This window comes from Promicromonospora umidemergens (assembly GCF_024171995.1).
GTDB classification, from domain to species: Bacteria; Actinomycetota; Actinomycetes; order Actinomycetales; family Cellulomonadaceae; genus Promicromonospora; species Promicromonospora umidemergens.
The window spans coordinates 331,310-344,305 of record NZ_JAMTCT010000005.1 but is presented as its reverse complement, the minus strand read 5'-3'; the positions used below and the strand labels follow the sequence as shown (position 1 = coordinate 344,305).

The window sequence follows — 12,996 nt, the reverse complement described above, 5'->3', positions numbered from 1 at the left end:
CGCACCAACCAAGGAGATCCCATGCCAGCACCCCGCCGCGCCCTGGTCGTCATCGACGCCCAGCAGGAATACTTCGAAGGACTGCTGCCCATCCAGTACCCCGCACGCGATGAATCGGTCGCCCGCATCGCCGAGGCGATGGACGCAGCCGAGCAGGCCGGTATCCCGGCCGTCGTCGTGCAGCACCAGGCCCCCGCAGGCTTCCCGGTCTTCGCCCCGGAATCGCCGACCTTCGAGCTGCACCCGGAGATCGCCAAGCGCGCCGACAACGCGGCGCACCGCTTCACGAAGCCCTTCGCCAGCATCTTCGCGAGCACCGGCCTCGAGGAGTGGCTGCGCGAGCGCCAGATCGACACGGTCACCATCGTGGGCTACATGACGAACAACTGTGTCATCGGTTCCGCCGCGGCGGCGGAGCCCCTCGGAATCACCGTCGAGGTGCTGTCGGATGCGACCGGCGCCATCGACATCGTGAACGCCGCCGGTTCCGCACCGGCAAAGCAGGTGCACGAGACGATCATGGCCCTCCTGAACTCCAACTGGGCCGCGGTCGCCACGACGAGCGTCTGGACCGAAGCCGTGAAGTCCGAGAACGCTCTCGCAGGAGACAACCTCATCGAGTCGGCTGCTCGAGGGCGGGACACCAAGTAGGCCCAGGCAGTTCGGCGAGAAGCAGGAATCGGTACGCGACGTCGTACCGATTCCTGCGCTCCGCGTTTCGGCCCATGGGTGCCGGCGCCTGGACGCAGTACGGAAATAGAGAGGAGCTCTGCGTCTCGAGCTCCGGGGGCGGTCAGGGAATCTCGTAGGCCGCCAGCAGAGCTCGCGCGGTGCGCGCGGCCGTGATGGCGCTGTCGGCCGCTCGATCAAGGTGCGCGCCGGCGACCGCGCCGTCGTACAGCTGCACCAGCGCAGCAGCGAGACCGCTGCCGGCCTCGCCTGCGACGGGCGCCAGGACGCGAGAGAACAACGCAGGAAGCCAGGCACGGTCGTCGGCGATCGCAGCCTGGATCCCCGCATGGTGCGGATACTCGGCCGAGGCGTTCGCGAACGGGCAGCCGCGGAAGCCCGGCTCGGAGAACAGCTCGTCGAAGACCTCGAACGCGGCGAGGATCCGAGCCGTCGGCGACTGTTCCGCTCGGGCTTCCACCGCCTGCGTCACTCGCGTCCTGGTGGTGTCGCTGCGCCGGTGGAGGTACTTCGCGACCAGATCCTCCTTGGTGCGGAAATGGGCGTAGAGGGTCGACTTGGCCACCCGGCTCTCCGCGAGGATCCGGTCGATTCCCACCGCGCGGATCCCCTCCGCATAGAACAGCCTGTCCGCCGTGGCGAGCAGCCGTTCGACCGGCTGCGGTGAACCCTCGCTCGCTTCCATCACCGCAGTATCGGACAGACAGGTCTGTTCGACAAAGTGGGACCCTGCGCATAGCCTGCGTCAGACAGATCTGTCTGCACGAAGGAGTGCACGCACAGGAGGACTTATGCACCGCAGGCCATACGCCCAGCTAGGACTGATCGCGACGACCCAGGTCCTCGCCATGGCCATGTGGTTCTCCGCCTCCGCCGTCCTGCCGACGCTGCGAGAGACCTGGCACCTGGACGGAGCGCAAGCCGGCTGGCTCACCGCGGCGGTACAGCTCGGTTTCGTCGTTGGTGCGCTCACGTCCGCGGTGCTCAACCTGCCCGACCGGCTACCGCCGCAGCATCTGCTGGCGGCTTCCGCAGCCGGCGCTGCTGCCGCTACTGCGACGATCGCCCTGTTCGTCAGCGACTTCGGGCCCGCGGTGGCGCTGCGATTCGTCACGGGGTTCTTCCTTGCCGGGGTCTACCCCGTCGGCATGAAGCTCATGACGTCCTGGTTCGGGTCCACCGGCAGGGGCCTCGCGCTCGGCGTGCTCGTCGGAGCGCTCACCGTGGGCTCTGCCCTGCCGCACCTGGTCAACGCGTCCGGGACCTTGCCGTGGCAGAACGTGCTCCTGACGGCCTCAGGTCTCGGCGTCGCGGCGGCGATCGTCGCGACCGCGCTGGTCCGCTCCGGCCCGCACACCTCCTCCGGCAGCCGCCCGCACCCGCGCTACGTCCTGGAGATGTTCCGCCGGCCTCAGCCGCGGGACGCGAACCTCGGCTACTTCGGGCACATGTGGGAGCTGTACGCCCTGTGGACCTGGATGGCGGCGTTCATCCTCGCCGCTGCGCCGGCCCACGGGGAGGCCGCCGGGCTCCTCACCTTCACGGCGATCGGCGCGGCAGGCCTGGCCGGCTCCCTCCTCGGCGGGTGGGCAGCCGACAGGTTCGGCCGGGCGCGTACCGCCGGCACCGCCCTCGTCGTCAGCGGATCGTGCTGCCTGCTGTCGCCCCTCTTCTACCTGGCTCCCTGGCCCGCCCTGGTCGCGTTCCTGATGGTGTGGGGGGCATCAGTGATCGCGGACTCCGGCGTCTTCTCGACAGCACTGAGCGAGGTCGTCGACCAACGCTATGTCGGCACGGCGCTGACCGCGCAGACTGCGATCGGCTTCCTCATCACGGTCCTGACCATCAATCTGGTCCCGATCGCGGCTGACGCAGTCGGCTGGCAGTACGCCTTCCTCCTCCTGGCACCAGGGCCCGTGGTGGGCGCCCTCGCCATGCGCGCCTTCGGCAAGCGCCCGGCATCGGCTCACGCCTGAACCCACAAGCATGAGGCCGGTAGGGGCGGCAGAAGCGAGGCGTCGCCAGCCTCAGAGGTGGACCGCCTGTGAACGGGTGGCCCCATATGGCCTCGCGCGGACGAGCGGTGCAGCGATCTCGGTGGGCACTGCTCCGAACAGTCGTCGACGTCCGAGCAGGGTCATGCAGACGCACGCGAACGCGGTCAGCACGATCGCGGTCAGCATCGTCGCAGTGGCAGTCCAACCGAGATCGAACGCGAACCCGCCGAGCCAGCCGACGAGGCTGGAACCGGCGTAGTAGAACAGCGTGTACAGCGACGTGGCCTGAGCGGTGCCGGTGGTCGCGGTCGGTCCGACCCAGCCGGAGGCGATCGTGTGGGCCGAGAAGTAGGCGGTGGTAAAGATCAGCAGGCCGAGCAGCACGGTGGGGAGCCAGTCGGGGATCGTCAGTGCCGCGCCTGCTGCCATCGTTGCCGAGGACCAAAGCAGCACAGGTCGCCGTCCGTACCGCGACGCCAGCCGGCCCGTGACACGGGCCGAGACTGCGCCCGAGAGCCCGGCGAGGAAGATCACCGCGGTCACTGCGGGCGCCAGGTCGAACGGCGGCTGCTCCAGCCGGTAGCCCAAGTAGTTGTACATCGCCACGTGTGCGCCCATCAGCAGGAACGCTTGGGCGTAGAGGACCAGCAATGCCGGATTCTTCAGGCTGGCGGCCACCCCGGCCCGCAGTGAGCCGCGCCCGGACCTGGCCGGCCGACGGAAGTTTCGTGCAGCGGGCAGCAACAGGACCGCGAGCAGAGCCCCGAGAGCAGTGAGCGCGGCGACCACCAGAGCCCCGGCACGCCAGTCGATCAGGCCGCTCACCGGGGCGGCGATCAACCGTCCGGCGAGCCCGCCGAGCACCGTTCCGGAGATGTACGTTCCTGCTGCCGCCATCGCATCGCGCCGATCGACCTCTTCCGCCAGGTAGGTCAACGCCAACGCCGGCGTCCCACCCAGAGCCACCCCTTGCAGGACCCGCAAACCGATCAGTACCTCGAACGACGGAGCGAACGGCACCAGCAGACCGAGAACGACCGAGGCGATCAGGGCGACCTTCAACACGGGCCCCCGCCCGAACCGGTCCGCGACCCAGGACCAGCCCAGCACCGCCAACGCGAGCCCGACCGTCGCGCCGGAGATGGTCAGCGCGGCGTCCGCCGCCGTCACGTCCAGGTCCCGGCTGATCGCCGGGATCAGCGCCTGGGGGTAGTACAGCTGGGCGAACGTCGTCATACCCACCGCGCCGAGAGCGAACAACACACGCCGGTACGACCCGTTCCGGGTGTGGCCGCGCATCACGTCGCCGCGCCTCTTCTCCCTCATGCCATGCCACGCTAGGCACGCCCAACATGTGCGTCCAATGCATCTAACTCCGCCTATGTATGCATGGGTGCATAGGCTGAGGTCATGGATTCCACGACCCGCAGAGTGCTGCCGATGTTGCCGGTGCTCGCCGCGCTCGCCGAGACCGGCCAAGCCACTGCGGCCGCCGAAATCCTCCAGATGCCGCAGCCGACCGTGAGCCGCATCCTGACCCGGCTCGGCATGGAGCTCGGCGTGCCTGTCGTGGAACGACACGGCCGTTCCCTGCGCCTCACCCCTGCCGGTGGAGCGCTCGTGCCGCACGCTGCGGCCGTCATCGCCGCGGCCACCGCCGGTGTCGAGTCCGTCCGTTCCCAGGAGGCGGGCGCCCGTGGCACCCTCACCCTGGCCTTCCAGAGCACCCTGGGTGAGCGAGTGGTACCCGCCCTCGTCAAGGCGTTCCTCCAGGACCATCCCGGTGTCACCTTCGAGCTGATCCAGACCTCTCGCCCACGCTGCCTGGAGGCTCTGGACGACGGACTTGCTGAGATCGCCCTCGTCTCGCCCCTGGCGGAACGTTCCGACCTCACTACCCTGCGGCTCCACGCAGAGCCCCTCGTGCTGGTCGTGCCGCGCGGTCACCGCCTCGCCACCCGGGCCAAGGTCACCTTCGAGGAGACAGCCTCAGAAACGTTCGTCTGCATGAAGCCCGGCTACGGCATGCGCACCTACCTCGACGACCTCGCGGCCGCCGCCGGCTTCACGCCGGAGGTCAGGTTCGAGGGCGACGATCTTGCCACTCTGCGCGGTCTTGTCTCCGCTGGGCTGGGGGTGAGCGTCGCCCCACGCGACCCCCACGGCGCTCCAGGGTGCGCCGAGATCCCGATCACCGACCCCGAGGCAGTCAGGCAGATCGGAGCCTGCTGGCCCGACCGGTCACCATCAGCGCTCGCCTCGTCGTTCCAGTCTCTGCTGCGTCGCCGCGGCCGGCGGCTCACCGAGATCGGTTTGCGCCCCCACCAGGGCTGACCCAGCCGGCCTCTGCGACGGAGGGGGACGATCTGAGGCAGCGCCACCAGGGCGTGCCCAGATCGCAGCCTCGACGGTAACCCGGCCCGGTCTCCACGGCCCTGCGCTCTACCGTTCGGTCGCGTACACCGTGGTGACGGCGCTGATCAGATCGTTGAGCCCGGCCGGTGGGTCGTCTCGCCACCACGCCAGCCGTACCGCGATCCGCGGTCCGTCCTTGATCGGCCGGTAGGTGACACCGGGCCGAGGGTGATGGTGGGCAGTGGCCTCGGCCGTCGTTCCGACGCCGCGGCCCGCGGCGATGGCGTCGAGCCAGCCGTCGACGTCGGAGGCCTCGATGAACTGGGGCTGGTGGTCGTCGCCCAGCCACAGCTGGCTGTTGGTCGTCCCGACGCGGGGATCGATGATCACGACCCGGTCACCGATCTCGGTCATGCTCACCTGGCGGCGCCTGGACCATTGCGCGTCGTCGGAGGCGAACGCGACCAGGCGTCGTTCCAGCCCGACCACTATCGATTCGAAGCGCTTCTCGTCGACGGGCCGTCTCACGACCGCGACATCGCAGAGGCCCTCGGCCAGACCTGCCGACGGCAGGTTGTGCCGGACGAGCTCCAGCTCGATTGCTTCGTGCTCCTTGGCCCAGGCTCGTTGCAACGGCGCGGTGTGCCGTCCGAGGGCCGCCCAGGCGTACCCGAGCCGCAGGGTGCCGTGGCGCGACGTCAAGAACTCTGTGAAGCGCGCCGCCTCGGACAGGACCCGTCGCGCATGAGGAAGCAGCTGCTGCCCGGTGCTGGTCAGCTCACATCCTCGCGGCACCCTGCGCAGCAGCCGGTCCCCGACCGTCCTCTCCAGCCCCGCCACCGTGCGCGACACCGCGGCTTGCGAGACGTACAACCGCGCCGCGGCATCGGTAAAAGAACCCTCCTCCGCGGCAGCAACGAAGAACCGCAGCTCTCGAAGACTCCACTCCATAACCTGAGCGTATGGCAGCGTCGAATCCTGCACTAGGTGCATGGCTAGTCCGCTCCTACGGTCGACGCATGAATGTCCTCGACGCGCCGGAAGGCCGTTCCCCATCGACAGCAGCTGCCCCGCAGCTGTCGTCCTCGACGGCGACCTCCCGTCAGCGGGGGGCGGGCATCGTGATGATGCTCATCAGCTCGGCGTCGAACCAGACGGGCGCGGCACTGGGGGCGACAGCGTTCCCCGCCATCGGCGCCGTGGGCGTGGTCGCGGTACGTCAGATCGTGACCGCCCTCGTCCTGACGCCGATCGTGCGTCCCAGGTTGCGTGGCCTGAGCCGGGACCAGTGGTGGCCGATCCTTGGCCTGGTGGTCGTGTTCAGCACGATGAACCTGAGCCTGTATGCCGCGATCGACCGTATCGGGCTCGGCCTGGCCGTCACGCTCGAATTCCTTGGTCCGCTAGCTGTCGCCGTCGCCAGTTCGCGACGGCTGCTCGACATCGGTTGCGCCGTGCTGGCCGGCGTCGGCGTGGTGGTCCTGACCAACCCTGGTCCCACCACCGACGTCATCGGCGTCTCCTTGGCGCTGCTCGCTGCGGTCGCCTGGGGTTCCTACGTCCTGCTCAACCGCACGCTCGGCCAGCGCCTGCCCGGCCTGGAAGGAACCGCCGTAGCGAGCCTGATCACCGCCACCGCCTGGACCCCGATCCTGGTGGTGTGGTTCGCCGTCCACACCCCCACCGTCATGGCGATCACCTTGGCGGTCGCCTGTGGGCTGATGTCCTCCATCGCGCCCTATGTCGCCGACCTGCTCGCTCTGCGCCGGGTCCCGGCCCAGATGTTCGGCACCTTCACCAGCATCAACCCCGTCTGGGCCGCTCTTGCCGGCTGGCTCTTGCTCCACCAGTCCCTCGACCTCCACGAGTGGACCGGGATCGGGCTGATCGTCCTCAGCAACGTCATAGTCTCCGCGCGAGGCCTCGCTCCTACCGCGAAACAGGTGGCACCGGCCGGTAGGCCTCGTCGCTAGCGCTGCGCGTGCCCGGTTCGCCTGCTCGGTGGAGTGTGTTGCGCGTGCCGCCGGTACTCCCGGGACGCCGTCACCACGACGTCCGTGCGTACACCACGGTCTGCTGCAGGTCGCCGTAGCTCCACGAGTCCCGGTTCTGGAGACGTTCCAGCTCCGCGCCGTCGTGCTCGGTCCAGACGACCCGGTTCACAGCGCCGGCGACGTCCAGCCACGCGGTCCCGTCGTCGTCCGGCTCGGGCCCGAGCCTGGTCAGGGCGGGCGCGGCGACTCCGTCCCGCGGTTCGAGCCGCAGGAAGTAGATGTTCTCGCCGTCGGCCCAGAGGACGACGTCGTCGAACGCGCTGACCATCCACGAAGCATCCTCTCGGACGACCGTGGCCTCGCGCGAGTCCGTGTCGAGCGCCACGATCCACTGGCCCGACTCGAACAACAGCGTGTCCCCGGACAGATAGGCGTAGTGGTTCCACGCCACGTTCTGGTCGAGTCGCACGAGCTCGCGCAGGCCGGCGTCCGCCGAGAGCAAGCCGATCTGGCATAGCCGCGATGCTCGCTGCCGGAGCCGGAGCCGGCGGTGGTCAGGAGCCAGCGAAGCCGTTCGAGGCCCGGGAGCTCGTGGCCTTGACGGTGCCGACCGACCGTCCGATCTCGTGGGCGGCCTGCGCCTCCGGCAGATCAAGGTGATGGGTCGTCGTGATCCGTGCGGTTGAGCGCTGGACGGACGATGGTCCGGAACAGGTCCTCGCGGTCCTCCCGGCTTGCCTCGTGGCCGTTGATCAGGGGGAAGAAGGCGAGGTCGGTGAGGATCAAGATGGCCAGCCGGCGGAACAGCGGTGGGTCGCGCACGATCTCGCCGCGGTCGGCGGCGGCGTGGAAGACGGAGGCCAGCTCAGTCACGCGCGGCGTGATGAGCTGCTCGCGGAGCGCAGCGCCGAGCTCGGGGTCGGACGAGGCGGCGTGCAGCAGCATGAACCCCATGCGCACGTCGCGGTCCGACACGAGGTCGGTCCGGGCCAGCTGTGCGAACGCCTCGTCGAGCGACGTCGCCCCGGCGTCGGTGAACAGGGCCGGGTGCCCGCCGTCGTCGTGCGTCAGGGCTGCCATGACCAGGCCGGGCTTGCCGCCCCACTGCCGGTACAGCGTCGCTTTGCTCGTCCGAGCACGGGCGGCCACCGCATCCAGGGTGAGCCGTTCATAGCCGACGTCGAGAAGCAGCTCGTGGACGGTGCTGAACACCTCGGACAGGCGCTCGGACGACATCCTTGAACGGGGCGGGTGGTTGCTCGGCACATCCGCAAGTGTACGATACCGTTTCGTACCGCTCAGCCGATGGATGGAGCACCATGAAGGTCCTGATGTTCGGCCGCGGCACGATCGCGACCATCTACGGCTGGGCTCTCGAGCGAGCAGGGCACGAGGTCGAGTTCTACGTCCGGCCCGGTCGCGCCGCGTCCTACGGCGATGCGGTCAGCCTCGACCTCCTCGACGCGCGACGCCGGGTCGGACGGCAGCAGGTCTTTCAGGAGTGGCCGGTGCGGTACCGCGAGACGCTGGAGCCGGATCACGACTTCGACCTGATCGTGCTCAGCGTCGGACACCACCGCCTCGCGGAGGCCGCCGACTTTCTCGCGCCGCGGCTCGGCAACGCCACGGTCCTCGTCTTCGGCAACGTCTGGTCGGAGCCGCTGGACGCGGTCGGCGCCCTCGCGGCCGACCGGCTCGCGTGGGGCTTCCCCCAGGCCGGCGGCGGGTTCGGGGCAGACGGAACGCTCAGCGGGGCGCTGCTGCCCTCCGTCATCTTCGGCACCTTGGGCCGGCCGCCCAGCCGACGCGAACGGGACGTGCGGCAGGTCTTCCGCGACGCCGGGTTCAAGCTGCGGGAACAGCGCGACTTCCGAGGATGGCTCTGGATCCACTTCGCGGCCGACGCCGGGATGCACTCCCAGGGGCTGAAGGCCGGGTCGCTGTCCAAGATGATCGGCTCCCCCAGGGCCTTTCGCGACGCGATGCTGACCGCCCGAGAGCTCCTGCCGCTGCTGGAAGCACGGGGCGTCGACCTCCGGCAGCACCGGCGAAGCACTCTCCTCTTCCGCGCTCCCGCCTCGCTGACGGCGGCCGCCTTGACGTGGGCGACGGCCTGTGTCCCCCTCGCAGGCCGCTCGCACCGCGCACACACCGACCCCGACGCGGAGGAACCGCGCGCCGTCTGCCGGGACACGCTCGCCGAAGCACAGCGCCTCGGCATCGCCGCTCCACGACTGGAAGCGGCAGCACCGAGCTTCGCTCCCACGGGGAACCCGGGCTGAGGTCGCGACGAGCACGGGGCGCCGTCGTGGGGAGCGTCCCGCGCGAGCGCATCAAGGTCCGTCGCCTCGGTCACGGTCCGTTCGGTGAGCACGACCCCTCACGGCTGGTCGCTGAAACCGATATGCACGGGTTTCTCGTCCGGACACTCCACGTCACGGTACCTACCGTCCGGCTCGACGGTGCAGCCGAGGAGAGCGTAGAGCTTCTCCTGCTCCTGCCAGCCGAAGTAGCGTTGGTCGAGGGTCCATCCCCAGGCGACGTCGTCGCACACCTCGGCGTGGACGACGTCGCTGTTCATGCAGCCGAACTCCGTACCGGGGGGAACGTGCGCCCCGGTCGCCGAGACGTTGTACGCGCTGACGAACGACCGGTCCTTGTGCCACCACCCACTGTCCATGAGCCTGCCTCCCTCGACAGTGCTGTTCCTCAGGGCGAGGTGGCCCGTCGTGGCCTCTTCCTCGAGGCGGACTACCGCCCCTCGGAGATCGGCGCCGTCCAGGTCGGCATCGATCCGCCCGGTGATCCAGGCCCCGGCGAGGTAGGTGTCCTCGGACGGTCGCGGGGCGAATGTGACGTCGTGCATCAGCGCGCCGGTCAACATCGTCCCGGAGAGGTTGGCTCCCGTCAGGTCCGAGCCTGAGAAGTCCGCGCACTCCGCGCGCGACACGGGATCGAGCGGGTAGAGGATGGCGTCCTCGTCGTCCTTGGCGACCACCCGGACCTCGCAGCCCAGGTCGAAACCACCGAGGTCGGCGCCGCGCAGGTTCAGGTAGCGGAAGTCCCTCGGCTTGTCCTCGGCGAGCACGTCACGGATGTACTGGACGTTCGCGAGGACCTCGGCGTGCTCCTCGCGCTCGTCCTCGAGGGCTTCTGCGGCTGCCTGCCGTTGGTTCTCCCGCTGGTCCTGCCACAGGACGAGCGCGCCGGCGGCGAGCACCGAGAACGTGAGCCCTGCGACCAGCTCGACGGCGATGACCGACTTCAGCTCGCGGCGCCAGGCGGCAAGGTCCTTGCGCTGCCGTTCATCGGTGTGGCGGCGCTCCTCACGCAGGAGTGCGACGAGGGAGCCGGTCCGCCGCGTGAGACGGCGCGCACGCGGGTCACGCGGCCGCATCGACGGCGGCGGGTCGAGGCGGCTCGGCATGGGGGGATGGTATCCGGCGAGGGTGGTGACCTGGAGGCTTAGGAAAGCTCCGCGGCGGGGCTTGCCAGCGCGCCGGCCCGGGACCTGTGATCCGTCGCCTGAACCGTTTAAGCAGGTGCGATTCCTTTGACACCGGGCAAACGCTTACCCTACCGTCCATAACGCCGATTTGAACGATTCAAATCGGTGTCCGATGACATCGTGGCGATGGAGCCCGCTTGCCGTCGCCGCGCCTCGCCAGACCCTCGGCCGTGCCAGAGACGGCCGAGCCACCTCACTGAGGAGCGAAACAATGTCAATACGAAGAAGAACAAGAGTGGCGCTCGTGGCCGGGCTCTCCGGTCTCGCCGTCGTCGCATCGAGCGCCCTCGCGCTGAACACCGCCTACGCCGACCCGATCCGCTATGAGGCCGAGGGCAGTGGCGCCGTCTGCGACGGCGTGATCGAGTCCAACCACACCGGTCACTCGGGCAGCGGGTTCTGCAACACCGACAACGCCGTCGGGGCCACGCTCGAGCTCAGGGTCGACGCCGCCGCAGCGGGCACGATGACCCTGGTGTTCGGCTACGCCAACGGCGGGACGGACAGCAGGCCCGGCGAGGTCGTCGTGAACGGCGCCTCGGTGCGGACCGCGCAGTTCGGCGCCACCGGCGCCTGGACGAGCTGGACGACCCAGACCGTCACCGCACAGCTCGACCCGGGCTCCAACACCGTCCGCCTGCAGGCCACCGGCGCGGACGGCCTGGCGAACATCGACTACCTGGACGTCACGACCGGCGGCTCCGAGGAGCCCGGAGGTGGCGACGGCGTCTACGAGGTCGAGGCCCTGACTCGCGGCGTGGCCGTCGTGCCCTCGGGGGGCGGCAACCTCGTCAGCTGGCGCCTGCTGGGCACCGACGACGAGAACGTGGCCTTCAACGTCTACCGTGACGGCCAGAAGCTCAACTCGTCGCCGATCACCGGTGCCACGAACTACCTCGACACCAGCGGCGACGGGAACTACTCCGTCGCGGCCGTCACCGGCGGCTCCGAGGGGTCGCGCTCTGGCGCCGAGGCCGAGCTCAGCTCCGGCGGCTACCTCGACATCCCGATCGACCGGCCCTCGAGCAGCTACGAGGCCAACGACGCCAGCGTCGGCGACCTGGACGGAGACGGCGACTACGAGTACGTCGTCAAGTGGTATCCCGCCAACGCCAAGGACAACTCGCAGTCCGGCTACACGGACAACACCTCATCGATGCCTACACCCTCGAGGGAGACCGGCTGTGGCGGATCGACCTGGGGCGCAACATCCGCTCCGGGGCGCACTACACGCAGTACCAGGTGTACGACTACGACGGTGACGGCGATGCCGAGATCGCCATGAAGACCGCCGACGGCACGCGCGACGGCCGAGGCACTGTCATCGGCAACGCCGGCGCCGATCACCGCAACAGCGGCGGCTACATCCTGTCGGGACCGGAGTACCTGACCATCTTCGACGGCCGAACCGGCGGCGCGGTCGACACCGTCGACTACCAGCCCCCGCGCGGCAACGTGTCGAGCTGGGGCGACAGCTATGGCAACCGGGTCGACCGCTTCCTGGCCGGCACCGCGTACCTGGACGGGGCCACGCCGTCGATGATCTTCGCGCGCGGCTACTACACGCGCTCGGTGATCTGGGCCGTGGACTTCGACGGCCAGAACCTGTCGACCCGCTGGATCTTCGACTCCGACGTCGAGGGCTCGCAGTACCGCGGCCAGGGCGCGCACAGCCTGTCGATCGCCGACCTGAACGGCGACGGCCGTCAGGACGTGGTCTACGGGGCGATGGTGGTCGGCTCGGACGGCAACGCGCTGTGGAACTCGCGGATGGGCCACGGCGACGCGCTCCACGTCTCGGACTTCGTGCCCAGCCGCGCGGGTCAGGAGGTGTTCATGGTGCACGAGAGCAGCAGCGACCCGTCCTCCAGCCTCATCGGCTCGAACGGCTCGGTCCTGTTCCAGACCAGCCCTGACGGCGACAACGGCCGCGGTGTGGCCGCGAACGTCACGACCGCCAACCCCGGGGGCGAGTTCTGGTCCTCGAACGTGTCGGGCCTGCGGAATGCCTCAGGAAGCTCGATCGGCGCCAAGCCGAGCTCGGCGAACTTCCTGGCCTGGTGGGACGGCGACGGCGAGCGCGAGCTGCTCGACGGCACCCACATCGACGACTACCAGGACGGGCGTCTGCTGACGGGCTCGAACGTGGCATCGAACAACGGCACCAAGTCGAACCCGTCGCTCTCGGCGGACCTGTTCGGCGACTGGCGCGAAGAGGTGGTCTGGCGGACCGGTGACTCGTCGGCGCTGCGCATCTATGCCACGCCGCACAGGACGAACCTGCGCATCGCGACGCTGATGCACGACGTGCAGTACCGCGTGGCGATCGCCTGGCAGAACACCGCCTACAACCAGCCGCCGCACCCGAGCTTCCACATCGGCAGCGAGGTCAGCAGCTACCCCTGGCCCGACATCCACACCCCGTAGTTCGGGCTACGGCCCTAGGTCGTCG

11 protein-coding genes and 1 pseudogene are annotated in these 12,996 nt (G+C 69.3%); 6 read left to right on the top strand and 6 right to left on the bottom strand.

The window, feature by feature from the left end; translation table 11 throughout:
• Positions 1-21 precede the first annotated feature (21 nt).
• Positions 22-651: a cysteine hydrolase family protein gene (locus tag APR04_RS11740; protein ID WP_253870447.1), complete on the top strand. Its 630-nt coding sequence runs from the start codon at positions 22-24 to the stop codon at positions 649-651.
• Positions 652-793: 142 nt separating this feature from the next.
• On the opposite strand, the gene APR04_RS11735 is transcribed toward APR04_RS11740, so the two are convergent.
• Positions 794-1,375, bottom strand: coding sequence for a TetR/AcrR family transcriptional regulator (locus tag APR04_RS11735; RefSeq protein WP_253870445.1), 582 nt, complete (start codon positions 1,373-1,375; stop codon positions 794-796).
• A gap of 106 nt (positions 1,376-1,481) precedes the next feature.
• Here APR04_RS11735 and APR04_RS11730 point away from each other — a divergent pair, with 106 nt between their 5' ends.
• Positions 1,482-2,666, top strand: a complete 1,185-nt coding sequence (locus APR04_RS11730; protein ID WP_253870443.1) for an MFS transporter — start codon at positions 1,482-1,484, stop codon at positions 2,664-2,666.
• 51 nt (positions 2,667-2,717) lie between these two features.
• On the opposite strand, the gene APR04_RS11725 is transcribed toward APR04_RS11730, so the two are convergent.
• The gene (locus APR04_RS11725) at positions 2,718-4,013 is read right to left on the bottom strand and encodes an MFS transporter (protein WP_253870441.1); all 1,296 of its coding nucleotides are present in this window, start codon (positions 4,011-4,013) and stop codon (positions 2,718-2,720) included.
• 84 nt (positions 4,014-4,097) lie between these two features.
• On the opposite strand from APR04_RS11725, the gene APR04_RS11720 reads away from it, so the two are divergent.
• Entirely contained in the window at positions 4,098-5,021 is a 924-nt protein-coding gene (locus tag APR04_RS11720) for a LysR family transcriptional regulator (RefSeq protein WP_253870440.1), read from the top strand.
• Between the two features lie 108 nt (positions 5,022-5,129).
• On the opposite strand, the gene APR04_RS11715 is transcribed toward APR04_RS11720, so the two are convergent.
• Positions 5,130-5,993: a LysR family transcriptional regulator gene (locus tag APR04_RS11715; protein ID WP_253870438.1), complete on the bottom strand. Its 864-nt coding sequence runs from the start codon at positions 5,991-5,993 to the stop codon at positions 5,130-5,132.
• 68 nt (positions 5,994-6,061) lie between these two features.
• Here APR04_RS11715 and APR04_RS11710 point away from each other — a divergent pair, with 68 nt between their 5' ends.
• Positions 6,062-7,015 carry an EamA family transporter gene (locus tag APR04_RS11710; RefSeq protein WP_253870436.1) on the top strand — a complete coding sequence of 318 codons (954 nt, stop codon included), beginning with the start codon at positions 6,062-6,064 and terminating at the stop codon, positions 7,013-7,015.
• Positions 7,016-7,085: 70 nt separating this feature from the next.
• Here APR04_RS11710 and APR04_RS11705 read toward each other — a convergent pair whose 3' ends face one another.
• Together APR04_RS11705 and APR04_RS11700 are read right to left on the bottom strand one after the other, a co-directional pair.
• Positions 7,086-7,538 carry a hypothetical protein gene (locus APR04_RS11705; protein ID WP_253870434.1) on the bottom strand — a complete coding sequence of 151 codons (453 nt, stop codon included), beginning with the start codon at positions 7,536-7,538 and terminating at the stop codon, positions 7,086-7,088.
• Positions 7,539-7,687: 149 nt separating this feature from the next.
• Positions 7,688-8,302 carry a TetR/AcrR family transcriptional regulator gene (locus tag APR04_RS11700; RefSeq protein ID WP_253870432.1) on the bottom strand — a complete coding sequence of 205 codons (615 nt, stop codon included), beginning with the start codon at positions 8,300-8,302 and terminating at the stop codon, positions 7,688-7,690.
• Between the two features lie 53 nt (positions 8,303-8,355).
• On the opposite strand from APR04_RS11700, the gene APR04_RS11695 reads away from it, so the two are divergent.
• Positions 8,356-9,318, top strand: coding sequence for a ketopantoate reductase family protein (locus APR04_RS11695; RefSeq protein ID WP_253870430.1), 963 nt, complete (start codon positions 8,356-8,358; stop codon positions 9,316-9,318).
• A gap of 98 nt (positions 9,319-9,416) precedes the next feature.
• On the opposite strand, the gene APR04_RS11690 is transcribed toward APR04_RS11695, so the two are convergent.
• The gene (locus tag APR04_RS11690; RefSeq protein WP_253870428.1) at positions 9,417-10,463 is read right to left on the bottom strand and encodes a pentapeptide repeat-containing protein; all 1,047 of its coding nucleotides are present in this window, start codon (positions 10,461-10,463) and stop codon (positions 9,417-9,419) included.
• A 193-nt stretch (positions 10,464-10,656) separates the two neighbouring features.
• Between APR04_RS11690 and APR04_RS31290 the strand changes: the two are divergent.
• Positions 10,657-12,971 (top strand): annotated as a pseudogene (locus APR04_RS31290) (rhamnogalacturonan lyase family protein).
• Positions 12,972-12,996 lie beyond the last annotated feature (25 nt).

What these genes read in the sequence shown, in the direction of transcription:
- APR04_RS11740 (WP_253870447.1), top strand. Translation starts at nt 22, where the DNA reads ATGCCAGCACCCCGCCGCGCCCTGGTCGTCATCGACGCCCAGCAGGAA.
- APR04_RS11735 (WP_253870445.1), bottom strand. Translation starts at nt 1,375, where the DNA reads ATGGAAGCGAGCGAGGGTTCACCGCAGCCGGTCGAACGGCTGCTCGCC.
- APR04_RS11730 (WP_253870443.1), top strand. Translation starts at nt 1,482, where the DNA reads ATGCACCGCAGGCCATACGCCCAGCTAGGACTGATCGCGACGACCCAG.
- APR04_RS11725 (WP_253870441.1), bottom strand. Translation starts at nt 4,013, where the DNA reads ATGAGGGAGAAGAGGCGCGGCGACGTGATGCGCGGCCACACCCGGAAC.
- APR04_RS11720 (WP_253870440.1), top strand. Translation starts at nt 4,098, where the DNA reads ATGGATTCCACGACCCGCAGAGTGCTGCCGATGTTGCCGGTGCTCGCC.
- APR04_RS11715 (WP_253870438.1), bottom strand. Translation starts at nt 5,993, where the DNA reads ATGGAGTGGAGTCTTCGAGAGCTGCGGTTCTTCGTTGCTGCCGCGGAG.
- APR04_RS11710 (WP_253870436.1), top strand. Translation starts at nt 6,062, where the DNA reads ATGAATGTCCTCGACGCGCCGGAAGGCCGTTCCCCATCGACAGCAGCT.
- APR04_RS11695 (WP_253870430.1), top strand. Translation starts at nt 8,356, where the DNA reads ATGAAGGTCCTGATGTTCGGCCGCGGCACGATCGCGACCATCTACGGC.
- APR04_RS11690 (WP_253870428.1), bottom strand. Translation starts at nt 10,463, where the DNA reads ATGCCGAGCCGCCTCGACCCGCCGCCGTCGATGCGGCCGCGTGACCCG.